Raw genomic sequence first — 22,014 nt, forward strand, 5'->3', positions numbered from 1 at the left:
CGCCTTGCGCGTCTAAACCAGCTGCCGCGGCTTCTTCATATCCTCGGTGCTGAATCCTGCGACCTTGCGATAGCGCTCCTGCCACGCGACCAGTTCGTCATGTGAAATCACGTCCTCGATTCTATCGAACCGCTTGCCGCCCGTGCGCTCCTCGATGACGCGCAGGATTGCGTCGGGCGCGACCTCGCGATTGGCGAGCACGACCTTCGACGTGGCTCCGAGGCGGATCGCTTCGTATTCCTTCAGGGCTTCCAGCCGGTCGGAACGCTTCTCCAGGAGTTCTGCGAGCGTGTTGGCATCGATGATCGCTTGAGCGGCGCCATTGGAACCACGCGGCATCATCGGATGCGCTGCATCCCCGAGCAGCGTGATCCGGCCCACAGTCCAGAATGACAGCGGGTCCTGATCGAGCATCGGATACTCGAGGATGACGTCGGCACCACGCAGCATCGCGGGAATGTCGAGCCAGTCGAACGTCGCATGCTCGAAGCCGTCGATGAACTCCTCGGCCCGGCTCTGGCGGTTCCAGTCACGGGTCGGCTCGTCGTCACGGGCGACCTCGATGACCCAGTTGATCAGCTGGCCGCCCTTGCCGTCGATATTGTCGCGCACCGGATAGGTGATCAGCTTTCCGGTTTCGTAAGTGCCGACATAGGCCATGCTGGCGCCAGTCTTGAACGGCGTCCACCGGGTTGCGCCGCGATATTGCGTCGTGCCCTGGTAGCGTGGTTTTGCTTCCTCCGGGTGAAACTGCTTGCGAGCGGCCGAGTGAACGCCATCGCAGGCCACCGCGATCGGAGCCCGCACCGGCGGCAGCGGCTGGCCCGTGGATCCGTCCAGAAAGCTGATGATGGCGCTGTCGTCATCCTGGTCGACCGCGACGCATTTGCGGCCCATCACGATCGCATCGTCCCCAAGCCGTTCGCGGACGGCGCCCACGAGAACGTCATGCAGATCGGCTCGATGGATCGACACCTGCGGGACGTCGTAGCCGGCCTGCCGGCCGCGCGGCTCTTCGTAAACGAGCTGGCCATGCTTGGTGTAAAAGCAGTATTCGCGCGTCGCGATGCCTTTGGCCAGGAGCTGATCGAGCAGGCCGAGCTCCGCCAGATCGCGGATCGCATGCGGGAGCAGATTGAGCCCGACGCCCAGCGGCTTGAACTCCGGCGCCGCCTCATAGAGCCGGCATGAGATGCCGGCTCTGTGCAGCGCGAGCGCAAAGGTCAGCCCGCCGATGCCGGCGCCGATGATCAGGACTTCAGGCGTGGTGTCGGTCATGCATCCATCTCCTTGGCAGCGCCGGCCCAAGGGCTCAGTCACGCGTTTCCTCGCGCAGATGGCCGATGCGCGAGGTGAGTTCACGATCCGTCATCAGGAACAAGGTGGCCGGGCCCTGCGTCGCGAGATGCTCGATCCAGAGCCAGCGCGGCAGGGTGAAGCAGTCGTGCTGCTTCCAGTGGAACGTCTTGTCGCCGATTTTGCTCTCGCCCTCGCCCTCGATGACCACGACGATCGCCGTGGCCGTGGTGCGCATGGCCGTCGTCTTGCGGCCGGGCTCAAGACGCTGGGCGAAGCAGTCGATCGTTGGCATCACCGGGCCGCCATCGACTGGATTGAGATAGCGGATCTTGCGCGAGCCGTCGGCAAAGGGCGTCATTGCGTCAAGCGCCTTGGAGACCCGCTCCCACGCATAGCGGTAGAGCGGCGAATACGGCACGCATTTGCCGTCACCTTCGGGCAGGATGCCGCCTTCGGCGAGCGAGCCGTCATCCATATGGGCAAGACCGCGCTCCGGCACCGGGCCGGGGCCGACCTCGAAGAATACAGTGCCGAGCTGGCGCGCGAGCGGGTAATCGAGACCGTCGAACCAGACCGCGCGGTTCTTGCCGTTGTGATGATGCTCGTGCCAGCTCCAGGCCGGCGTCAGGATCAGGTCGCCGGGCTTCATCGGGCACGGCTTGCCGTCGACGACGGTCACCGCCTCGTCGCCGATCATCGCGAGCCTGAGCGCAGCAAGCGTGTGGCGATGGGCCGGAGCGGCCTCGCCGGGTTCGAGAATCTGCACGCCGCCGGCGAGCGTGGGAGTGGTGAAAACCGTGCCGGGAAATGCGGGATGCGTCAGCAGCAGGGCGCGGCGCTCGGCCTCCTCCATGCTGATCTCGTTCGCCGCGCGGTCGGCAAACTTCTCCATCATCTCCCAGTGCCAGATCATCGGCTCGTAATATTGCGGCTCGCGCGTGTTCAGCCGCTTGTAGCGGTCCCAAAGCGGCTGAACATTCGACGCTTCGAGCGTCGCGACGAGATCGGCCGCGTCACCGATCGCCGTCTCTCGTGCGTCGCGCTTCGCTTCAGCTTCATGTGCCATCCGAAGATCCTCCAAAATCTGAACCAGGCCGCTCGTCGACTCTTGATGTTGCTCACAGATCATCAGCATACATCCTATATGTCAAGAGTCCTGTGTCCGCGTGCCAATTTCGTCCCAATACGCTGAAATCAAAAGGCAAAATAACCCATAGCGGAAAATCCATGGGCTTGCGCTGATGAAAAGTGATTGGTACACATCCCATTAATAAGCGCAAATCGGCGCATATGGAGGAACGGATGACAACTCGCATTGCTGCCATTGGGGTGAGCCATTGGCACGCCATCTACGACCCGGCCTATCTGCGCCAGTTCGCGGCGATGCCAGGCGTGAGCATTGTCGGCGTCCAGGATGCCGATCAGTCAATCGCCGCACATCGCGCCGGCGAGATCGGAGGCGCCCCCGTATTCGCCGACTACAAGGCGATGATCGCGGAGACGCGGCCGGACTTCGTGCTCGCGCTGGGACGCCATTGCGACATGGCCGCGGTGGCCCTGTTTCTCGCCGAGGAGCGGATTCCGTTCCTCATGGAAAAGCCAATGGGCCTCAATGCCATCGAAGTCGAGCGCATCGCGGACAAGACCGAGGCCAATGGCGTTTTCGCCACCGTTCCCATGGTCCAGCGTTTCGCGCCGTTTCACTCGAAAGCACGCGCATTGCTGGATGCCGGCGCGTTCGGCCCGCTCTCCCACGTCTATGTGCGCATGAACCGCTTTTCGTCCGAGCGCTACCGACGGTGGAACTCGTCATGGATGCTCGACCCGGCTCAATCGGGCGGCGGCTGCCTGCGAAACCTCGCGACTCACGGGTTCGATGTCTTTCTCGACCTGCTCGGCGAAGAGTTTGAGATCGAATCCGCCCAGCTCAGCAACCGCGCCCTTGGCGAGAAGGTCGAGGATTATGCCTCGGTGACGTTCCGCTCGACGAGCGGCATCCTCGGTACGCTTGAAACCGGAAACGCCTATCCGCGCCGCACGGCGGAAGGCGCGTCGGCGCTTCCCAGCCGCGACCGCTTTCTCGATGGCGCTGATGGCGAGTGGAAAATCTGCGGCCGCAACGCGCTGCTGATGTCGAAGGACGGAGCGATGCGGCTCGTGCTGGGCGATTCCGAGGAGAGCTTGGACGGCATGCCCCCGCGCAACCCCTCCTACACGGCCCTCGAGGACGCACTTGCGCGTTGGCAAGCGGGCAAACCACCGCTGGTCTCGGTGCGAGACTGCTGGCGCTCGGTCAAGCTCATCGACGACGCCTACCGGCTTGCCCGCCCGCTCGCCTGACCAGCGCACAAAATCCCGGAGGAACGTTATGGCAAAACTCAGACTCTCCGTCGCGATCGGAGATTACGACCGAAATCGGCCCCTGATCGACGGCCGCGTGCAGATCGATGGGGTAGACCCCGTCTTCATGACGCTGTCGCCAGAAGAGATCTTCTTTCGGGCCTTCCGACATGCCGAGTTCGACATCAGCGAGATGTCGTTTTCGAGCTATGTCGTGAAAGTTTCACGGGGCGAGAGTCCCTATGTCGCCGTGCCGGCGTTCCTGTCGCGCGCCTTTCGTCATACCTCGATCTACATCCGCACCGACCGCGGCATCGCCGCGCCCGAGGATCTGAAAGGGCGCAGGATCGGGCTGCCGGAATACCAGCTCTCGGCCTGCGTTTGGGCGCGTGCCTTGCTGGAGGACGACTACGGCGTGAAGCCGGCCGACATCCACTGGATACGCGGTGGCATCGAAACGTCGGGCCGTCCGGAGAAGATCAAGATCGAGCTGCCGCCCGAGATCAGAATCGATGCCGCGCCAGAGGGCAAATCGCTCAATGCGATGCTCGAAGCCGGCGAGATCGATGCCTTCATCGGCCCGCGCGCACCATCCTGCTTCGACCGCGGCCACCCGAATGTCGCCCGGCTGTTCGCCGATCCCGTCGCCGCTGCGTCGGATTTCTATCGCCGCACCCGAATCTTTCCGATCATGCACCTGCTCGGAATCCGCCGCGATATCGTGGAGCATCACGATTGGCTGCCGGCCGCCTGCCTCAAGGCGTTTGAACAGTCGAAGGCAGTGGCCCTTGGCCAGCTTTCAGACACTTCGGCCACCAAAATCACCCTGCCCTTCGTCGAAGAGCAGTTGCAAGCGGCGCGCGATCTTCTCGGCAGCGATTTCTGGTCCTATGGCGTCGCGGCGAACCGGCACGTGCTCGAGAATTTCCTGGACCACCATCACCGCCAGGGACTTTCGGCGCGCCGCGTGACAGTCGAGGAATTGTTTCATCCTGCAACGGCAGAGGCCTACCGCATCTGACACGCGGCGCGCCGCGCTCAAGCAGCAAAGGCGCGAACAGCCACGCTCATGGTCCCGAGCTCCGGGCAGCTGGCGAGCAAGCGGTCTCCGGGGACGATCGGACCGACGCCCTGGGGGGTACCGGTATAGAGGACATCGCCCGGGTACAGCGTATAGAAGCTCGATGCGAAGGCGATCAACCGACGGACGCCGAACAGGAGATCCGACGTTTCCGCCGTCTGGCGATGGTCGCCGTTGTTCTGAAGGGTGATGGTCAAGGCATCTGGATCGGCAATCTCGTCACGCGTCGTCAGCCAGGGGCCCAGAACCGAGTAGCTGTCGATGGATTTGCGGAAACTGCGGTCCTCCGTTCCGCGCAGCGTGATGTCGAGCCCCATGCAATAGCCGGCAACATGATCCAGCGCCCGCTCTTCTGTGACATTTGAGGCCGTTGCGCCGATGATCACGACAAGCTCGATCTCATGATCGGTCCGGCGCTGGGGGAAGCGTATGGCAATGCCATCGCCCGCCCCCACCAGCGAAGACGTCGCCTTCAGGAAGAGCCCGGCGCGCGCGATATCGGGGATGTTGTGACCAGGCGAGATGTTCGATGCCTGCATCTCGAAGATATGGGCCTGGTAGTTCACGGGAGCGGCCACAATCTTGCCGGGCACGGCAACCGGCGCGCGAAGCGCGACATCCTGGAGCCGCAGCACGGGAAACTGGTCGGCCTTGGGCGCGATCTCCCTTGCAAGCGCATCCAGGCAGCGGATGAGCGGGTCGCCTACACCCTCGACCTGAGCCATCAGGGCCGCTGCCTCGGCGGTGATGTCATGGATGGCATCGTCCCTCACCAGGCCGATGCGCCCCTCATTGAAACGGCAGATTTTCATGTTCGTTTCCTCCACCGCCATAGGCACGGAGGGTCCTTGGCGCAATGAAATTGTATATGCATACGAATTATATGTACACGACCTAAATATCATTGCCCGGCCCGAACTGCGTCTGCTATCGGTTGAGATGCAAACGGGGCAAGGATTGCCCACCGAGCCGATGGGGCTGAGGCAAACATGTCGCTTGAAGTCTTCTACTCCCGGGCGGGGCACCTGATCCGGCGCCTCAACCAGATCGCGGTCGCCATCTTTCTGGAGGAGACGAAGGAGCTGGGCTTGACCACGGTGCAGTACGCTGCCCTCGACATCATCGCCGAAGTGCCCGGCATCGATCAGGCGACGCTATCGAGCATGATCGCATTCGACCGGACCACGCTCGTCAAGGTATTGGACCGGCTGGAAGAGAAGGGCCTCATTACCCGTCAACGCTCCGAAACCGACCGGCGCAAACAGCTGCTCAATGCCACCCCGGAAGGCAAGGCGACCCTCAAGAAGGTCATTCCCCTCATAGACCGCTGCGAGAAGCGCATCCTGGCGCCCCTCCCCCATGAGGAGCGGGAGAAGTTCCTGGAGATGCTCAGCCAGGTCGTGCGCGTGAACAACGTCTATAGCCGAGCGCCACTCGACGACGAGCTCTACAGCTCCGTCATGCGGCGGCCAGAGCCGCCGACGCAGGCACGATAGCACGAGCATCAGCGCGCCCCATGGTGCGCAGGGCCATGGCAAATCCCTCCTAGGGAGCGCTGCCGTGCTTGCCAGAGCGTGTGGAGCAAGGTGGCCTGCCCTCCGCCTCGCTCATTCCATCTCTGCTCGCTGAGGCACCGGGCAATGGCGGCCGGCTCAGATGTCGAAGAAAACGGTCTCGTTCTCTCCCTGAAGGCAAATATCGAACCTGTAAGTCGGGACGGCATCTGCATCATCGAGAGTCGCAATCAATGTCGGCACCCGGAAACGATGCTCGATGCGTGCGAGGATCGGGTCGGCGGCGTTAGCCTCGTCCTCGTCGCCGAAATAGAGCCGGGTATGCAGACCGATATTGATGCCGCGCGCTACGATCCAGAAGGTGATGTGCGGCGCCATCGGGCGGCCATCGAAATAGGGCACGATGCCGGGCTTGATCGTCTCGAAGCGATAAACGCCCGTCGCGCCATCGACGGGCTGGCGAAACCAGCCGGGAAATTCGGGATCGGCTTCACCTCTGCGCTCCCCAGGCCCAGCATAAATACCCTGCGCATCGGCCTGCCAAATCTCGATGAGGGCATCCTTGACCGGAGTCCCCGATCCATCGAGCACGCGCCCGGTGACGACGATACGCTGCCCCCTCGCTTTGGGCGAAAGTTGCTGCGAGCCGAGATCGTGCGGGAAGACCCCTTCAATACCGCAAAAATTCGGAGTCGCTCCGATCTGAACGTAAGGGCCGGCGGTCTGCGAGGGGCTTTCCTTCAGGCGGCGAAACGGCTGAACCATCAGTTGCCCTCCATCCGGTTCTCGAACAGCGTCGAGCGCCGTCCGCGCAGAACGATGTCGAACTTGTAAGCCATGGTATCCATCGGCAGCGTCGCCTGCCGGTCAAGCGCCGCAACCAGCTGTTCGACGGCTTCCCGGCTCGGAATCCCCATCACGATTGGGCACTGCCAGATCATCGGGTCGCCTTCGAAGTACATTTGGGTGATAAGGCGCTGGGCAAAGGCGTGGCCGAAGATCGAGAAGTGGATATGTGCGGGGCGCCAGTCGTTGACGCCGTTCGGCCAGGGATAAGGGCCGGGCTTGATGGTTCGGAGCCAATAGCGCCCTTCGTCATCCGTAATCGTGCGCCCGCATCCCCCGAAATTCTGATCGATCGCGGCTAGGTAGCTTTCCTTCTTATGGCGGTAGCGGCCGCCGGCATTGGCCTGCCAGAACTCGACCAGCGCGCCGCGCACGGGACGCGCATCTTCATCCAGAACCTGGCCGTGCACGATGATGCGAGGCCCGATCGGCTCACCAGTCTGGACGTAGTTGAGGATCAGGTCGTTATCGAGCGGCCCAAGCATATTGTGACCGAAGACCGGCCCGGTCATCTCGGAGAGGGTATTGCCGAGCGAGAGCAGAGCATGCTTGGGCGACCGCAACACCGAGGTCTTGTATTCCGGGGTGAAAGCCGGCGGATGCCAACTGCGGTCCCTTTGGTAGAAGGAACCTCCCTGATAGGTCGAATTCTCATTGCGCATCCGAGCGCCCCCTCCCTATGAGCTGCTGCCGCAGCACGTCGTCATCCTGCGACAATTCCCGCTCGCTTATCTTGATCCTGCTCAATTCAGGGACCGCCGTTTCGAGCCCGAAGGCAAGACCCGGCGCGGTTCATCTCGCAGCTTCTTCGGCCATCTCGGCGAGCGTCGCCCTTGCGATCTTGAAAGCATGGTTGGCTGCCGGCACGCCGGCATAGATCGCGACATGCAGCAGCGCTTCCTTGATGTCCTCAACGCTGGCGCCGGTATTGCGTGTCGCCCTGACATGCATCGCGACCTCGTCGTGATGGCCGAGGGCGGCCAGCAAGGCGATCGTCAGCATCGAACGTTCGCGCTTGCTGATCGTGTCGCGCGACCAAACGGTGCCCCACGCAGCTTCGGTGATCAGAGCCTGAAAATCGGCTGTAAACGCATCCGTGCCTGCCACCGCAGCATCGACATATCGATCGCCGAGAACAGATCGACGGGTCGCCATGCCCTTGGCAAACCTGTTTGGCCCGTCAGGCATGGACGTGCTCCTTCAAATGCTCGGAAACAAGCTTCAGCGAACGTGCCGGCAACGCAATCGGCGGGACGCGGCCACGATCATCGACGAGCCCGAAGCTGATTGCGTTTGGACAGTCTCAGTATCATGCGTCATTTGATTGATTATGTTAAATGGCATTTTTAAATCCTTGGATAACCCATAGGTTATTGTAATGAGCCAGAGTCGATCGCTTCAGCTCGATGGGCGCGTCAAGCTTCGCCACCTTTCCTGCTTTATCGAGGTCGCCCGCCTGAAAAGCGCCGTGAAGGCGGCCTCCGTTCTGGGCTTGAGCCAGCCGGCCGTCTCGAAAACGATCCATGAACTGGAAGATGCTCTTGGCGCCGCCTTGTTCGAGCCGAAACGCCGTTCGATGGTGCTCACGCCAATCGGCGACATCTTCCTGCGCTACGCAACGTCGAGCCTGGTTGCATTGAAGCAAGGCATCCGGACCGTCGCCCAGGGTGCCGGCGGAGAGCAAGCCGCGTTCACGCTCGGCGCGCTGCCGACCGTGTCTGCACGGATTCTGCCTGCAGCATTGGCGAAGCTGTCGCGACATCTCCCAAACCTGAGGCTTCGCATCGTCACGGGATCGAACGATGTCCTGATCTCGCAACTGCGTCTCGGCGACATCGACCTCGTGGTCGGGCGAATGGCCTCCCCCGAAGCGATGCGTGGCCTGGCATTCGAGTATCTCTATTCAGAGCGCATTGCCTTGGCGGTTCGCCCCGGGCATCCGTTGCTGGCAGATGAGCAGTTCGACATCGCGAATGTCGGACATTACCAGCTGCTAGTCCCTCCCCCGGGCTCCGTCATTCACCCGATCGTCGAACGCTATTTCATTGCCCGCACGATCAACCCTTCGGGCGGCGTCATCGAGACCGTCTCCGACGCCTTCGCCCGCAATTACCTTCTCGGGACAGATGCGATCTGGGTCATTTCCGAGGGCGTTGTTGCGGAGGATGCCGCAAGCGGAACCCTCGCGGTCCTGCCAGTCGATACCGACGACACGAACGGACCCGTAGGATTGACGATCCGCACGGATACGGAGCCTTCCTTTCCGGCCCAGTCTGTCATGGCAGCGTTGCGAGACGTCGTCGCAGAGCGGGCAAGGATTGGCTTGCCCCGTTGAGTGGCCCAGGCTCGCTCAATGCACCGCCGTTTTTTTCGGCACGACATCCGCCCTTCTCGCGGCTCCGGATGCCCCAAGAATGGCATGTGGCCTCGATGGTTTTCCAGGACAGGACCAGATGCCGCGACGGCGCAGAGGAAGCACAAGCCGGAAGCGATCGTCGCGAAGCTTGGGCAGGTCGATAGGCTGTTGTCCCGGGGGTGCCCGATAGCACAAGCGACCCGGGCCATACTGACGACCGCTAGCGCAAGGAGTACGGCAGCCTGAAGAGCGACCAGTTGAAGCGATTGAAGGACCTCGAGAAGGAGAACGAGCGGCTGCGCAAGCCCGTCTCGGACCTGACGCTTGAGAAACCTATCCTCGCGGAGGCTGCTCGTCGCGCTCGCCACCTCATAGGGGCGCTACGGCTATCAGCGGGTCGCAGCCCTGCTGCACGCGGCGGGCTGGGCGGTGAACGTCAAGCGCGTCGAGCGGATCTGGCGGCGAGAAGGGCTCAAAGCGCCTCAGAAGCAGCCGAAGAAGGGGCGCCTCTGGCTGAACGACGGATCCTGTGTGCGGCCGCGGCCAATGCATGTCTGGTCGTCCGACTTTGTCGAGGATCGCACGCACAATGGCCGGAAGTTTCGCATGCTCGCGACAAGCGCTTCGCGTTTTCGCAGGCGTGATCGACGAGTTCACCCGGGAATGCCTGGCGTTCCGCATCGATCGCAGGCTCAGGTCGAGCGATGTCATCGACGTCCTCTCGGACCTCTTCATCCTGCGCGGCGTGCCGGGACATGTGCGTTTATCCTCGATCCCCCGGCTTCTCTCGGCGGCCTCGACGAAGCGCAGCGCCGGCAGGAGCGGCAGGCAGAGATCGCTCTTTTCGGCCAGGGACGATGGCAGCCGCGACCTCTCCAGAAGCGTCTCCGTCGGAGCGCCGATATCGTCGAGGATGCTGACGAAGGGCAGCAGGAACTGGCCGCGCGTCAAAGGGATATCAGCCATCGGACCTCGCCGCGATCACCGGATCGACGCTTTTCACAGGGCCGAACGTCGGGGGGATTCGCGACCGGCGGAGGCGGAGCGTAGCCGGTTGCGACTGGCGTGAAATGGCAAGACGGGCGGGCTGCCCATGCATGAAATGCGCGCAACGGAATTCGCCTGCCGATCGGGCCGCGATCGTGTCTGCAGCGACCGATGCGCGCCCAGCCGAGGCCGCAGCTCTATCCGGGCAGTGACGGCGTCGTCCGGTCTGCTCACGAGTGTGCTGGCGTTCTTGATGTAGGTTGACGGGAAGGCTGGCTATGCAGGCAGAGACGGCTCAGACGGATGTGTCATCGGAGCGTGCGCGAGATGGCATGATCTTCGTGCGAGCCGGAATCTTCTGGATGGGCTCGGATCATCGCTGCCCCGAAGAAAAGCCGGCCCATCGTGTCAGCGTCGAGGGCTTCTTCATCGACGAGACCCCTGTCACCAACGCACAGTTTGCCGAGTTCGTGGCGGCGATCGGGCATCGCACATTTGCCGAGTTCGTGCCCGACCAGCGGGACTATGCGCATACGCCCGCACGTCGCCCGTCAGAGCCTTTCCGCCCAACGGATACGGTCTCTACGGCATGATCGGCGATGCTTGGGAGTGGACGGACGACTGGTTCGTCCCGAAGCACGAGGCGGGGGCGACGAAAGCCTGCTGCATACCCAGGAACCCTCGCGGAGGGCTGGAGTCTGCCAGCTACGATCCCTGTCTCCCCAACATAAAAATCCCGCGGAAGGTTTTGAAGGGCGGATCGCATCTGTGCGCTCCGAACGACTGCCGCCGCTATCGACCCGCAGCAGGACATGCCGAGGCGATCGATACGTCGACCAGCCATGTCGGGTTCAGATGTGTTGTCCGGAACGGAGAAGCGAATGAAACGGCCGCCTAGTCACCCATTCAGAGCGCGCTGGTTGGGCGTCAGCACGACGCTGCTGATGCTGGGATCGCCCGTGGTCGCCCAGGAATCGCTGCCGTTTCCGCCAACACCCTCGGGGAGCAAGGCCGGGCCGACGATCGCAGAATCGACCTACAGCCCCCTGCCGGCGAAGTCGCATCTCCCGGCCAACGCGCCGAACATCGTCGTGATCATGCTAGACGACGTCGGTCCGGCGCTTCCGAGCACCTTCGGCGGCGTGATCGATACACGCACGCTGAGCCGGGTTGCCGGAGACGGGATCAGCTACAACCGCTTCCACAATGCAGCGATGTGCTCACCCACCCGAGCGGCGCTGCTGACCGGGCGCAATCACCATCGCGTCGGCTACGGCCAGATCGCCGAACTGGCGAACGACTGGGATGGCTATTCCGGCCGGATTCCGCGCACATCGGCAACCGCGGCGAAGGTCCTCGGCTATTATGGCTACGCGACGAGCGCTTTCGGAAAATGGCACAACACGCCCGCCAACGAGACCACGGCGGTCGGCCCCTATACCAACTGGCCGGCAGGTCAGGGGATCGGCTTCGATTACTTCTACGGCTTCCTTGCCGGAGAATCCTCGCAATGGGAGCCTGCGGTCGTCGAAAACACGGTCCGGCTGAATCCGTCCGAAGGGAAGAAGGAATATCACTTCACGGAAGACATGACCGACAAGGCTGTCTCATGGATGAAGCAGGTCCACGCGCTGACGCCGGATCGGCCCTTCTTCATGTATTGGGCCCCCGGTGCCTCCCATGGTCCGCATCACATCTTCAAGGACTGGGCGGACAAATATAAGGGCAAGTTCGACGAAGGCTGGGACGTGATGCGCGAACGCGTCTTCGCCCGCCAGAAAGAACTCGGCTGGATCCCGAAAGACACCGAGCTGACGCCGCGGCCGAAGACCCTTGCCGCATGGGCCGATATTCCCGAGGACGAAAAGCCGTTTCAGCGTCGGCTCATGGAAGTGTTCGCCGGATACACCGAACATGCCGATGCGCAGGCCGGCCGGCTGATCGATGCCCTGGACGAACTCGGCATCCGCGACAACACGCTCGTCTTCTACATCTGGGGCGATAACGGCTCGAGTGCGGAAGGCCAGAACGGCACGATCAGCGAGCTCCTGGCGCAGAACGGCATTCCGTCCGAGATCAAGGACCATATCCGCACCATGAACGAGCTCGGCGGCCTGGATGTGCTCGGGTCGCCCAAGGTGGACAACATGTACCATGCCGGCTGGGCCTGGGCCGGCTCCACGCCCCATCGGTCGACAAAGCTGATCGCCGCGCATTTCGGCGGAACGCGCACGCCGCTCGCGGTGTCATGGCCAAGCAGGATCAAGGCGGACAAGACGCCGCGTCCGCAGTTCCATCACGTCAACGACATCGTGCCTACGATCTACGACATCCTGCGCATCCCGCCGCCCAAGCTCGTCGATGGCGTCAGTCAGGATCAGCTCGACGGCACCAGCATGACCTATTCCTTCGCGTCCCCGACTGAGCCGGATCGCAAGAAGGAGCAGTATTTCGAGGTCATGGGCAGCCGCTCTTACTACAAGGACGGATGGATCGCTTCGGCATTCGGGCCGAGAGTGCCCTGGCAAACGGGTGTCGATCCCTCGATCATGACATGGACGCCGAAGAACGATGTTTGGGAGCTCTACGATCTCAACAAGGATTTCTCGCAGGCGAAGGACGTCGCCGCCGCTCATCCCGGCAAGCTCGACGAGTTGAAGAAGGCGTTCGAGGTGAGCGCGAAAGACAACAAGGTCGATCCGGTCGGCGGCGGGCTATGGTCCGCGATCTTCCACCCGGAGGACGCTCCGTCCAATCCCGCCAAGTCGTTCAGCTTCACGCAGGAGGTCGTCGGCGTTCCCGAGTTCACCGCGCCGCGGCTCGGGTCACGCAGCAACCTCGTCACCATCGATGCGGATCTGCGGCCCGACTCAAATGGAGTGCTCTACGCGCTCGGGGCCATCTCGGGCGGTGTCGTCCTATGGGTCGAGAACGGGAAGCTTAACTACGAGTACAATCTGTTCGAGATCGAACGGACGCAGCTGGAGACCTCCGCCCCCCTCCCGACCGGAAAGGTTAAGATCGAGGTCGAAACACGCAAGGCCAGCGGCCTCCGTCCCGCGCCTCTGGACATCGTCATCCGCGTCGACGGCAAGGAAGTCAGCAAGGGGCGCGTCCCACGCTCGGCAGCGCTTACCTTCACTGCCAATGACGCCTTCGACGTTGGCCGTGACAGCTATTCCCCCGTCTCACTTGCATATTTCGACCGCAAGCCCTTCGCCTTCAATGGCAAGATCCGGCGTCTGAAGGTCGACTATCTGGACTGAGCGCCGACCAGCCGGAGGCGGCGAACACGATCTTCGCCGCCTCCCTTCAAGTTCCGACAGCGCGGAAACTCCACTCTCCGAAGCCGCTGCTGAATCACGAAAGGGCAATTCAATGATGAGTGACTTGCGTTTGGTTTTTCCGCTGCACTCTCGACGCCGCCGGCCCCGGCCACACAGGATAGCGCTCATATACTTAAAGGATACGGATCGACAAAAGTGCTCGTAAAGATTGTTTTTGCCTCCATGGGCGTCGCGTTCCTCGCCCTGACATCGTTCGGGGCGCAGGCCATGCCGACGTCACCCGCCCTTTCACGGGCAACAGCTTATGACGTCACAAAGGTCGCGGGCGGATGCGGCGTCGGCTACTATCGTGGCCCGCTCGGCGGCTGTGTCCGGGTTGGCGGGGGCGTCGTCGTTGCGCCGCGACCCTTGTTTGTCGCTCCTCGCCCGGTCGTCGTTGCTCCCCGGCCCGTTGCGGTCGCTCCTCGTACCGTCGTTCGCCCGCGTCCCGTCGTCATCGATCGACGGCCGATTGTGATCCGTTAGCCCGTGCCATGCTTGAGAAATTAGTCTGAAGCGCAGGAAGTAAAATGCCTAAATATTTGAACTTCATGGCCGCGCTTGTAACGGGCTTCGGATTGCTGGCTGTCCCAGGGGCGGCGCAGGAAAACTCCGTCACGGCCATCGACATCGCGCTGGAACCGGACGCAATAATGATCAAACACGCGGAGGATGCCAATGGCCGCCTACGCAAGGTTTTCCCAGAGGGCTACGCTTTAAATACAACACACCGCCCGCACATCACGATGCTACAGCGGTTCGTCGAGACGGCAGCCCTCGACAAAGTCTACGCCGCGGTTGGCGATGTCCTGGCCGCGGAGAAACCGGCCGGATGGACAATGAAGGCGGTCAAGTACGACTTCCTCGTATGGGATAAGACCGGTGTGACCGTGATCCTAATAGAGCCGACTGACCAACTCATCCGATTCCAACAGAAGCTTATCGATGCAATTGCTCCCTTTACCGTCGAGAAAGGAACGGCAGCTGCGTTCTTCACCACGACCGACGACCGCGAAATCGGCCAGCCAACGATCGATTAGGTGGCTAAGTACGTTTCGGCCTCAAGCGGCAAAAGACTCGTGCCACACGTCACGGTCGGCGTCGCCTCCCCGGATTATCTAAAGGCGCCAAAAGCTGACCGTGGCCTATCGGCGCTAACGCCTTCTCACTGCTAGGTCGATCCAGATACAGAGAAGAATGCCGAGCCCATAGGCCGCTAAGTTCCAGAGCGAGAACACTCTGCCAAGCAGCAGGGCGCCGGATGTCGTCAACCTGAACGCGTCGAGCCAAGATGTATGATAGAGGCGAAACAGTTCAACGCTGACCGCGATCAGCGCAGCCAGCATTGCAAGTTGCGCGGCAGGCCGCCGGACGGCGGTGGCCGCCAACAGCAGGTAGACCATCATTCCCCAAAGCAGCGAGCCACCATACTGTACGACCACGAAGGGCAGGCCAAGACCTGGGCCGAAGCGCCTCAAGAGTAGTCCCGAGGCGATGATCGAGGCGGCCAGGGCAATCGTCACCAGACGCGATCGCGCCGCTACCTCAACCATGGTCGATCCTGCCCACTAGCGGGAATGACAGCCTGAAGGCCGCACCATCCGCATTGTCCAGAAGCGCGATCGCGCCACCATGGGCCGTCAACATGGCGCGTACGATCGATAGTCCCATTCCCGTGCCGCCAGCGTCACGTCGCGTCGTGAAGAAGTGGTCGAAAATCCGGGCTCGGTTGTTGGGCGAAACCCCACTGCCATTATCCTTAATCACCAGGTCGAGCCGATCTTCATCCGCGCTCGCGGTGACCTCGATCCGCGTTGCGCCATGATGGAGCGCATTGTCGGCCAAATGGGACAGGATGATGCGGAGGTTCTCGGCGGAGATGCGGATGGCGCGGTCGAGAGCGCCATCGGCGCGAATGCCGAGCGCCGGAAAAAGGCGTTGGAGATCGTCGATCACGGGTGACAGGTCCGTCGCGCCCCGGTGGGCGCATTTTCAGCTCGCGCGAGTTCACGCAGGCGGTTGGTGATCGCCGTTAAGCGATGCGTGTCGGAGATGATGTTATCGAGGAAGCGGCGCCGGTCATCGTCGGTCATCGAGCGAACGGAGCAGGCGATGTCGTCGCGCAGGAGTTCGGCTGCCCCCTCGACCGACGTCAACGGCGATTTCAGTTCGTGCGAGACATGCGCCGCGAAGGTCGCGATGAAGTCGGAGCGGTTGTTGAGGCTGCCGGCCATATCAAGGAAGCTTTGCGAAAGTCGCGCGAACTCGGCTGTGCCGTGATGTTTCAGCGGGCGCATGGCGCTGCGGTCACCATGTCCGATGGCCGTCGTCCGCGCGATCAGCTCATGAACCGGGCGCGTGATGGTGCGATGGAAGGCGAGACCGATCAGAATGGTCAGCAGAGCGATGGAGGCGCCCGCCAGCGCGACCTTTCCACGCTCCTCGTAAAGATGGCGAAAGACGTTGCTCGGCGTGCGCGAGGCGTAGAGGACGCCCGCGACATGGCCCCGCATGGTGATCGGCATGGCCGAGAAGATACGAATGCTCGTGCCGCGACTGAGCGAATAGAGTGGCGGCGGCGCATTCTGCGAGACACGCTGCCGAAGAGCTGCCTTGAAGCGTCCTTGCAGGGCCTCCGCAACCTCCTCGACATGGGCAAGAGAGAGACCGATCTCCCCTCTCCCGGCGATCACGACGCCGTTCGGATCAAGCAGGCGAAAGCCCGTCAGCGTGATGCTTTGCGTGTCCGCCAGCAGGGGAGACAGGCGCTCGCCGGCAGCCTTGAAGACTGGGCTGACAGGTTGGGAAGCCGGCAGTGCATCGGGCCTGCGGCCAAGCAGACCGCCCCGAGCGAGGTCGAGGTTAGGGATGATCGGCTTGAAGGGCTCAGCCTGTTCGGACGGCGCAACTGCCGGAGCACGTTGTCCCAGGGTGATATCGGGCGGCAGATGGCTGTCCAGATCGCGCCGGATCGACGCTGCCAGGGCCGCGCTTTGCGCGATCAGCTCTGCCTCTGTCTGGTGCACGAGCTGGTTTTCGTAGATCCGAAAGAAGAATAGTCCGACGAAAGGCAGGGCCAGCACGGCGGTCCGCATCATGAAGACGATGAGGCTGAGGTTCGGCCTCCACTTCGGCGCCACTCGGACCGGCAGAGCGTACTGTGCTGTCACGTCGACGCCTCGCATCGCCCTAGCCTGAAACCCACGCCATGCACGGTCTCGATCGTGTTCTTGCAGCCCACCTTCAGAAACTTGCTGCGGATGTTGCGGATATGACTGTCGATCGTCCGGTCGGAGACATGGATCGCGCCGCCATAGGCGCTGTCGAGGATCTGCTCCCGGGTGAAGACCTGGCGCGGCCGGGCGATCAGCATCCGCAGGACCGCGAACTCAATCGCCGTCGGGGACAGCTCGCCGCCATCGAAGTGGACCATATGTGCTGCGGAATCGAGCCTCAATGCGCCCCAGGACAAGGCAGCCTCGGCCGCCCTGGCCGCGGCCCCGCTGGAGCGGACGCGCTTGAGAATCACAGTGACGCGGGCGACGAGCTCGCGCGGGCTGAACGGCTTGGTGACGTAGTCGTCGCCACCGATCTCCAGCCCAAGGATGCGGTCGATCTCGTCGTCGCGGGCCGAGAGGAACAGAATCGGCACCTCGGAGAATTTCCGGATCTGCCGGCAGGCCTCCAGCCCGTCCATCTCCGGCATGCCGATGTCGAGGACGACGAGATCCGCCGGGCGCTGCCTGAAGGCGTCGAGGACCTGCACGCCGTCGCGTGCGACCGCCGTGGCCATGCCGGCCTTTTCGAGTGCGAAGCAGATCACGTCCCGGATATGGCTGTCGTCGTCGACGACCAGAATGCGCGCGCTTGCCGCGCAGACGCTGGGCGATCGCACCAATGATGTCGACGCGCTCAAGACCCTGGTTGAGGCCAAATTCGTCGACGGCCTGCGCTCCGTCGCTGCGACGATGTCGCTGCGCGACCTGCAGGAGCAGCGCGCCGAGTTCGTGAAATCGGTTCAGGCCGCCGTGGCGCACGATCTCCAGTCCAACGGGCTCGAACTGGAATCGGTCTCGCTGACCCGGCTCGGACAGACCGACATCAAGCATTTCAACCCCAACAACAGTTTCGACGCCGAAGGCCTGACCGCGCTCACCAAGATCACCGAGGAGCGCAAGCGCGAACGCAACCAGATCGTTCGCGACAACGAGGTCGAGATCGCGACCAAGGACCGCGAGGCCTCGCTGCGGCGCCTGACCATCGAACGCGAGCAGCGCGACGCCGAACTGAGTCAGGAGCGCGACATCGCCAACAAGACCGCCGAAACGCGCGCCGAAGCTGCCAAGGCGGAGCAACTCGCGCGCCTCTCGGAGGAGACCGCGCGCCTCGACACGGAACGCGGCATCGCCGAACGCGACGCCGAGGCGCGTCAGGCACGGGAATCCGCTCGCATCGCCGCCGAGCGCGGCATCGCGGAGCGCGAGGCCGAAGCGCGCAAGATCACCGAGACGGCCCGCATCGAGGCCGCCATCGCCGTCGCCCAGAAGACCGAGGAGGAGCAGGCCGCCCGGGCCAAGGCCGACGAGGCCAAGGCCGGCGCCATCACGGCCGAGGAACAGGTGACGACCGCCCGCGAGGTCGAGATCGCCGAGCGCGCCAAGCGCATCGCAGTGATCGCCGCCCGCAAGGAAGCCGAACAGGAGGCCACCGCGATCACGGTCAAGGCCGAAGCGGAGCGCGAAGCCGCCGAAAACCTCGCAGCCGCGATGAAGATACAAGCGGAGGCGCAAGCCGAAGCCGCCAAGATTCGGGCGACCGGTGTGATCGAACTCGGCGAAGCCGAGGCCCGGGCGGAGCGAGCCAAGAACGAGGCCCGCAACGCCCTTGCCGCGAACATCATCGAGTTCGAACTGGCCAGGGCGCGCGTCGAGATCGTGCCCGAGGCGCTCGCGCAGGCGATGAAGCCGATCGAGAAGATATCCGATATCCGGATATTCAGCACCGGCGGACTCATGGGCTCCTTCGGTGGCGGATCGGGCGAGCAGGGCGGCAACCCGGTCGGCGACCTGTCGAGCCAGTTGCTGAGCTTCACGGCACAGAAGCCGATCCTGGACGAGATCCTGGCCCAGGCCGGCTTCAAGGGGGCGGACCCGACCCAGGCTCTCCTCGCCGCCTCGCTCGGTGGTACTGTCGGGGGGAGCAGCAAGCCATCTCCCCGACAGGTTACGAAGCCAGCCGAAGCGGGAGACCGCGAGCCCGCTTGACCCCATCGATCGGGTGCAGCCTGTTGAATGGCTCAAGCGAGCGGGCAGACGTCATGGAATACCTGCGCCAGAAGATACCGCTGCAGGCGGCTCGATGGGAAACCGCTCGCTGCCTGATAGGCGTGTGCTCGACTGGTTGGATGAGCAGTCTGGGGTGAGAGCATAGCCCTCACGCCGTCTTCCCGCGGTAGTTCCGAAGAGTTCGGCTCATTGCCCGCGCCTTGAGGGAATATCAGCTTACGCCTTGAACCGGACATCCCTTCCGCTTCCCTTCGAATGATGCGCATTAGCGCCAGACTCGAGGGACTCTATCCTAGCCTCGCGCGCCTCAGCGCCGAGGTACGTTCGCCCTCGCTGTGTTCTCCTCTCTGACAGAATGGCCAACTATCGATCGACCATTCTCACAGGAGCGCCTCCCTTGCCGCTACAAGGGCTCGGTCGATTGGATGATTTATGGGAACTCTGCCTGTCCGCTCCTATCGCAGCGAGGTCGGTGCGGAGTTCTGCTTCAGCTTGGCGATCGCGTCGCGTATTGGCCCGAATGGCCCGTAGCGATGCTGATCCGCGCTGAAGCCATCGGGATACGGGCCGTAGGGAGCGTCGACCGGCTTCAGGAGCAGGTCAGGAAAGTCCTTCTCCAACCCCGGTTTGATCGGCCGAGGGTGCGAGAGCATGTAGGCGGCGACATCCCACGCTTCCTCGACGGAAAGCTGCGGATCGGTAAAGTCGGTGCCGTGAGGCATGTTGAAGTGGATGAAGTTCGCCGCCACGCTCAACCGAGCCATCCCGGCTCCATTGTTGAAGCTGTCGTTGCCCCAAAGAGGTGGGATCATATAGCCGAAGTCACTGGTCGGCAGGTTTCGTCGCACGCCCAAGCCGTCCGTGCCATGGCAGGCTGCGCAAACCTTCTGGAACACGCCTTGCCCCCGCGCCGGATCGGCTGCGCGGGACAATTCGGGCATAGAACCGGCTCCGAGCCCCGACAGCGTCTCGCCCTTTGAAACATTGCTGGAGAGGAAGTCGATATAGGCAACCAGGGCCAGCATTTCGGGCGCGTCGTCGGGCATCGCGCGTCCGTTCATGCTGCGTGTCATGCAGGAGTTCAGGCGATCCTCGACGGTAATCTGCCCGCCCGTCCGGCTGCTGTATTGCGGAAACAGGTGAGCCAGCCCGAACAGCGGCAAGCCGAATTTCCGGGTCCCTGCTGAGAGGTGACAATTGCTGCACGACAGGTTGTTCCCGGCGTAGCGCTGGCCCGGGCTCTCCACGTTCGGCCCGATCAGCGAGGGGGTCGCGACGATGAGATCGCGGCCCTTCTTGACGAGCTGATCCGCCGCGCTGTTGGAAAGCGCCGCCACGTCCGGAACGGTCCACTCGGTTATCTTCTGATGAGACTGAGCAAATGCGCCGGCAGTGCCGATGAACGCGGCCGCAGCAATCAGCGGGACGCCGACAATGTTGAGGGTTGCTCTGACGAGGTCCATCATAATCTCCCTGTGACCACCCGAGCCCTGGCTTCGGCGCCGAGGCATCGCGAAGCGGATCGTACATGATCGATCCAATGAGATGTATTGCCGGCTGGGTTCGCCGCGGCGCGCGATGCAGAAGGGGCCAGCGCGGAATGCGATCCGCCGACCCACGGAGTCTGAATAGGGTGGTTTATAGGGTGGTTTGCGCCAATCGCAGCCATTGGGCGGTCGCCTGAGAGCGGACATTCATAGGCGCGAACGCGGTCGCCTGCCGTACCCGATCCTCATGCCCGCAGGTCGCCGCTGACTTGTGATCGCCTTCGGAACCTAACGTCTAGCCGTCCCTTGCGGGCCTGGTCGCGGGTTCGCTCACCCATGGCGGCCGAGTGGGAGATCCCGAAAGTGGTCGAGGCGTGGGCGCGCCAGTCGAGCCCGGCTTCGGCGACCAGCGCATTGCGATCGATGGCCGCGGCGTAAACCCCGGCCGACACCGTGCCGGCGCCGAAGGCCGTCACGGTATTCGGCGTCAGATCGCCGAAGCCATAGCGCCAGCCGAGCAGACTCGGGGCGAAGAGCGGCATCGTGCCGAGTTGCGCCTCAGCGCGCAGGACCAATGTCGTGAATCCGTGATTCTGGTCGCCGGGGAAGACGCATCGCGCCGCAGCGCCGCCCTGCTCGACGTCGGAGCCGCTCGAGACCCGCAGCAAGGCGAGTTGGGCGAAGGGTTCGATGGCGAAGCGCTCATAGGTGAACGGATAGCCTAGCTCGGCGAAGGCCTGCGCCACCCGGCTGCCGCGGTCCGAGCGCAGCGTGTCGCCGAATCCACGGATCTGGACCTGGGGGGCAGGCTGGTATCGCCGAACGAATAGCCCAGCCCGCCGTCGAGCCGCCAGGTACCGAAGTGCGCACCGGCATAGAGCGCGGCGTGGCCGCTCTCGAGCCGGCCGGAAGGAAGCCTGGCGTCGACATCGAAGTTCGGCCGGGTATAGCCGCCGGCAGCGCCGACCTTGAGCAAGCTCGCGCCGGTATCGTAGAGCTTGACGTCAGCGCCGAGGATGGCGCCGCCGGTGCGGTGCGACAGCCCCGCCGCCTTGCCGTCCCCATCGGTGTTCGCCTGCGCTTCCACCGCCTCGCCCCAGATGGCGAAGCGCTCCTCGAAGCGCGGCGCCGGCATCAGGATATCGATAAACTCCCACGGGATCGGCAAAACTTCGTGAAGGATCCCGATACAGATAAGCGTGTCTCGCGGGCCAACCCCGATCACGAGATAATCCGGCCGGTTGTTCCCGGCCTCCGCGTTATCGAGTAGGACCTATGGGACCGGGTAAGGGCGGTGCAGGGTGAGTACAACAAATGGGACGTTCCCCTGTGGAACAGGAAGCGACCTAGAAGCTTATTCGGCGGCCTAGGCCGATGTGGTTGCTGCGGGGGCAGCGTTCCTGCCGAGCGGTCAAGCGGAGAGCTCGGGGCTTTGGCTGTTTGCCTGGTTTTCGGGGTGGATCTTTGTGAGCAGGTGGCGCTTGCGCTCTGAA

The 22,014-nt window shown here is 63.1% G+C and carries 21 protein-coding genes and 2 pseudogenes; 10 read left to right on the top strand and 13 right to left on the bottom strand.

Annotation, left to right across the window (positions count from 1 at the left end; genetic code table 11):
- Positions 1-12: 12 nt before the first annotated feature.
- Both AC1DNE_RS19765 and AC1DNE_RS19770 read right to left on the bottom strand, forming a co-directional pair.
- Positions 13-1,278 carry a flavin-dependent oxidoreductase gene (locus AC1DNE_RS19765; RefSeq protein WP_441472689.1) on the bottom strand — a complete coding sequence of 422 codons (1,266 nt, stop codon included), beginning with the start codon at positions 1,276-1,278 and terminating at the stop codon, positions 13-15.
- Positions 1,279-1,312: 34 nt separating this feature from the next.
- Positions 1,313-2,365: a cupin domain-containing protein gene (locus tag AC1DNE_RS19770; protein ID WP_441472688.1), complete on the bottom strand. Its 1,053-nt coding sequence runs from the start codon at positions 2,363-2,365 to the stop codon at positions 1,313-1,315.
- A gap of 236 nt (positions 2,366-2,601) precedes the next feature.
- Here AC1DNE_RS19770 and AC1DNE_RS19775 point away from each other — a divergent pair, with 236 nt between their 5' ends.
- Positions 2,602-3,639 (top strand): Gfo/Idh/MocA family protein, encoded by a 1,038-nt coding sequence (locus tag AC1DNE_RS19775; RefSeq protein WP_476766741.1) that lies wholly within the window; start codon positions 2,602-2,604, stop codon positions 3,637-3,639.
- A 28-nt stretch (positions 3,640-3,667) separates the two neighbouring features.
- Complete coding sequence (locus tag AC1DNE_RS19780; RefSeq protein WP_441472686.1) at positions 3,668-4,660, top strand: ABC transporter substrate-binding protein; 993 nt, start codon at positions 3,668-3,670, stop codon at positions 4,658-4,660.
- Between the two features lie 17 nt (positions 4,661-4,677).
- On the opposite strand, the gene AC1DNE_RS19785 is transcribed toward AC1DNE_RS19780, so the two are convergent.
- Positions 4,678-5,553: a fumarylacetoacetate hydrolase family protein gene (locus AC1DNE_RS19785; RefSeq protein WP_441472685.1), complete on the bottom strand. Its 876-nt coding sequence runs from the start codon at positions 5,551-5,553 to the stop codon at positions 4,678-4,680.
- A 156-nt stretch (positions 5,554-5,709) separates the two neighbouring features.
- On the opposite strand from AC1DNE_RS19785, the gene AC1DNE_RS19790 reads away from it, so the two are divergent.
- A complete protein-coding gene (locus AC1DNE_RS19790; protein WP_441472684.1) occupies positions 5,710-6,216 on the top strand; it encodes a MarR family winged helix-turn-helix transcriptional regulator in 507 nt (168 codons plus the stop codon).
- 156 nt (positions 6,217-6,372) lie between these two features.
- On the opposite strand, the gene pcaG is transcribed toward AC1DNE_RS19790, so the two are convergent.
- The 3 genes from pcaG to pcaC form a co-directional block, all read right to left on the bottom strand.
- On the bottom strand, positions 6,373-6,999 hold the full coding sequence (pcaG, locus tag AC1DNE_RS19795) for a protocatechuate 3,4-dioxygenase subunit alpha (protein WP_441472683.1): 627 nt from the start codon (positions 6,997-6,999) through the stop codon (positions 6,373-6,375).
- Positions 6,999-7,742: a protocatechuate 3,4-dioxygenase subunit beta gene (gene pcaH / locus AC1DNE_RS19800; protein ID WP_441472682.1), complete on the bottom strand. Its 744-nt coding sequence runs from the start codon at positions 7,740-7,742 to the stop codon at positions 6,999-7,001. The genes pcaG and pcaH overlap by 1 nt, the downstream gene beginning before the upstream one ends.
- 130 nt (positions 7,743-7,872) lie before the next feature.
- Positions 7,873-8,268, bottom strand: coding sequence for a 4-carboxymuconolactone decarboxylase (gene pcaC / locus AC1DNE_RS19805; protein WP_441472681.1), 396 nt, complete (start codon positions 8,266-8,268; stop codon positions 7,873-7,875).
- A 190-nt stretch (positions 8,269-8,458) separates the two neighbouring features.
- On the opposite strand from pcaC, the gene pcaQ reads away from it, so the two are divergent.
- The 6 genes and pseudogenes from pcaQ to AC1DNE_RS19835 all read left to right on the top strand — a co-directional run bounded on the left by pcaQ (position 8,459) and on the right by AC1DNE_RS19835 (position 14,789).
- The gene (pcaQ, locus tag AC1DNE_RS19810; RefSeq protein WP_441472680.1) at positions 8,459-9,415 is read left to right on the top strand and encodes a pca operon transcription factor PcaQ; all 957 of its coding nucleotides are present in this window, start codon (positions 8,459-8,461) and stop codon (positions 9,413-9,415) included.
- Between the two features lie 84 nt (positions 9,416-9,499).
- Positions 9,500-10,232: pseudogene (locus AC1DNE_RS19815) on the top strand (IS3 family transposase); the annotation flags it as partial.
- Between the two features lie 523 nt (positions 10,233-10,755).
- A pseudogene (locus AC1DNE_RS19820) lies at positions 10,756-11,321 on the top strand (formylglycine-generating enzyme family protein).
- Positions 11,305-13,689 (top strand): arylsulfatase, encoded by a 2,385-nt coding sequence (locus AC1DNE_RS19825; protein ID WP_476766740.1) that lies wholly within the window; start codon positions 11,305-11,307, stop codon positions 13,687-13,689. Before AC1DNE_RS19820 ends, AC1DNE_RS19825 begins: the two are co-directional and overlap by 17 nt.
- A 288-nt stretch (positions 13,690-13,977) precedes the next feature.
- Positions 13,978-14,235, top strand: a complete 258-nt coding sequence (locus AC1DNE_RS19830) for a GCG_CRPN prefix-to-repeats domain-containing protein (RefSeq protein WP_476841162.1) — start codon at positions 13,978-13,980, stop codon at positions 14,233-14,235.
- A gap of 44 nt (positions 14,236-14,279) precedes the next feature.
- On the top strand, positions 14,280-14,789 hold the full coding sequence (locus tag AC1DNE_RS19835; RefSeq protein WP_441473968.1) for a hypothetical protein: 510 nt from the start codon (positions 14,280-14,282) through the stop codon (positions 14,787-14,789).
- Positions 14,790-14,903: 114 nt separating this feature from the next.
- On the opposite strand, the gene AC1DNE_RS19840 is transcribed toward AC1DNE_RS19835, so the two are convergent.
- Genes AC1DNE_RS19840 through AC1DNE_RS19855 form a run of 4 tightly spaced genes read right to left on the bottom strand, consistent with a single transcriptional unit; the run spans position 14,904 to position 17,644 of the window.
- Positions 14,904-15,302: a ribosomal maturation YjgA family protein gene (locus tag AC1DNE_RS19840; protein WP_441473969.1), complete on the bottom strand. Its 399-nt coding sequence runs from the start codon at positions 15,300-15,302 to the stop codon at positions 14,904-14,906.
- Entirely contained in the window at positions 15,295-15,705 is a 411-nt protein-coding gene (locus AC1DNE_RS19845; RefSeq protein ID WP_441473970.1) for a sensor histidine kinase, read from the bottom strand. Before AC1DNE_RS19845 ends, AC1DNE_RS19840 begins: the two co-directional genes overlap by 8 nt.
- Complete coding sequence (locus AC1DNE_RS19850; protein WP_441473971.1) at positions 15,702-16,919, bottom strand: histidine kinase dimerization/phospho-acceptor domain-containing protein; 1,218 nt, start codon at positions 16,917-16,919, stop codon at positions 15,702-15,704. Before AC1DNE_RS19850 ends, AC1DNE_RS19845 begins: the two co-directional genes overlap by 4 nt.
- Positions 16,916-17,644 (bottom strand): response regulator, encoded by a 729-nt coding sequence (locus tag AC1DNE_RS19855; protein ID WP_441473972.1) that lies wholly within the window; start codon positions 17,642-17,644, stop codon positions 16,916-16,918. The genes AC1DNE_RS19850 and AC1DNE_RS19855 overlap by 4 nt, the downstream gene beginning before the upstream one ends.
- Here AC1DNE_RS19855 and AC1DNE_RS19860 point away from each other — a divergent pair.
- Entirely contained in the window at positions 17,607-19,013 is a 1,407-nt protein-coding gene (locus AC1DNE_RS19860; protein WP_476766739.1) for a flotillin domain-containing protein, read from the top strand. The genes AC1DNE_RS19855 and AC1DNE_RS19860 overlap by 38 nt on opposite strands.
- Positions 19,014-19,489: 476 nt before the next feature.
- Here the strand turns inward: AC1DNE_RS19860 and AC1DNE_RS19865 are convergent, their stop codons facing one another.
- From AC1DNE_RS19865 to AC1DNE_RS19875, 3 genes are all read right to left on the bottom strand, one after another.
- Positions 19,490-20,497 carry a c-type cytochrome gene (locus AC1DNE_RS19865; RefSeq protein WP_441473974.1) on the bottom strand — a complete coding sequence of 336 codons (1,008 nt, stop codon included), beginning with the start codon at positions 20,495-20,497 and terminating at the stop codon, positions 19,490-19,492.
- A gap of 269 nt (positions 20,498-20,766) precedes the next feature.
- Entirely contained in the window at positions 20,767-21,267 is a 501-nt protein-coding gene (locus AC1DNE_RS19870) for an autotransporter outer membrane beta-barrel domain-containing protein (protein ID WP_476766737.1), read from the bottom strand.
- Positions 21,243-21,746 (bottom strand): autotransporter outer membrane beta-barrel domain-containing protein, encoded by a 504-nt coding sequence (locus AC1DNE_RS19875; RefSeq protein ID WP_441473976.1) that lies wholly within the window; start codon positions 21,744-21,746, stop codon positions 21,243-21,245. Before AC1DNE_RS19875 ends, AC1DNE_RS19870 begins: the two co-directional genes overlap by 25 nt.
- Positions 21,747-22,014 lie beyond the last annotated feature (268 nt).

It is taken from the genome of Allobosea sp. 05L423, from assembly GCF_056397745.1.

What these genes read in the sequence shown, in the direction of transcription:
- AC1DNE_RS19785 (WP_441472685.1), bottom strand. Translation starts at nt 5,553, where the DNA reads ATGGCGGTGGAGGAAACGAACATGAAAATCTGCCGTTTCAATGAGGGG.
- AC1DNE_RS19775 (WP_476766741.1), top strand. Translation starts at nt 2,602, where the DNA reads ATGACAACTCGCATTGCTGCCATTGGGGTGAGCCATTGGCACGCCATC.
- AC1DNE_RS19835 (WP_441473968.1), top strand. Translation starts at nt 14,280, where the DNA reads ATGCCTAAATATTTGAACTTCATGGCCGCGCTTGTAACGGGCTTCGGA.
- pcaH (WP_441472682.1), bottom strand. Translation starts at nt 7,742, where the DNA reads ATGCGCAATGAGAATTCGACCTATCAGGGAGGTTCCTTCTACCAAAGG.
- AC1DNE_RS19770 (WP_441472688.1), bottom strand. Translation starts at nt 2,365, where the DNA reads ATGGCACATGAAGCTGAAGCGAAGCGCGACGCACGAGAGACGGCGATC.
- AC1DNE_RS19780 (WP_441472686.1), top strand. Translation starts at nt 3,668, where the DNA reads ATGGCAAAACTCAGACTCTCCGTCGCGATCGGAGATTACGACCGAAAT.
- AC1DNE_RS19790 (WP_441472684.1), top strand. Translation starts at nt 5,710, where the DNA reads ATGTCGCTTGAAGTCTTCTACTCCCGGGCGGGGCACCTGATCCGGCGC.
- AC1DNE_RS19830 (WP_476841162.1), top strand. Translation starts at nt 13,978, where the DNA reads ATGCCGACGTCACCCGCCCTTTCACGGGCAACAGCTTATGACGTCACA.
- AC1DNE_RS19765 (WP_441472689.1), bottom strand. Translation starts at nt 1,278, where the DNA reads ATGACCGACACCACGCCTGAAGTCCTGATCATCGGCGCCGGCATCGGC.
- AC1DNE_RS19860 (WP_476766739.1), top strand. Translation starts at nt 17,607, where the DNA reads ATGCGCGCGCTTGCCGCGCAGACGCTGGGCGATCGCACCAATGATGTC.
- pcaG (WP_441472683.1), bottom strand. Translation starts at nt 6,999, where the DNA reads ATGGTTCAGCCGTTTCGCCGCCTGAAGGAAAGCCCCTCGCAGACCGCC.
- pcaC (WP_441472681.1), bottom strand. Translation starts at nt 8,268, where the DNA reads ATGCCTGACGGGCCAAACAGGTTTGCCAAGGGCATGGCGACCCGTCGA.
- AC1DNE_RS19825 (WP_476766740.1), top strand. Translation starts at nt 11,305, where the DNA reads ATGAAACGGCCGCCTAGTCACCCATTCAGAGCGCGCTGGTTGGGCGTC.
- AC1DNE_RS19865 (WP_441473974.1), bottom strand. Translation starts at nt 20,497, where the DNA reads ATGGACCTCGTCAGAGCAACCCTCAACATTGTCGGCGTCCCGCTGATT.
- AC1DNE_RS19840 (WP_441473969.1), bottom strand. Translation starts at nt 15,302, where the DNA reads ATGGTTGAGGTAGCGGCGCGATCGCGTCTGGTGACGATTGCCCTGGCC.
- pcaQ (WP_441472680.1), top strand. Translation starts at nt 8,459, where the DNA reads ATGAGCCAGAGTCGATCGCTTCAGCTCGATGGGCGCGTCAAGCTTCGC.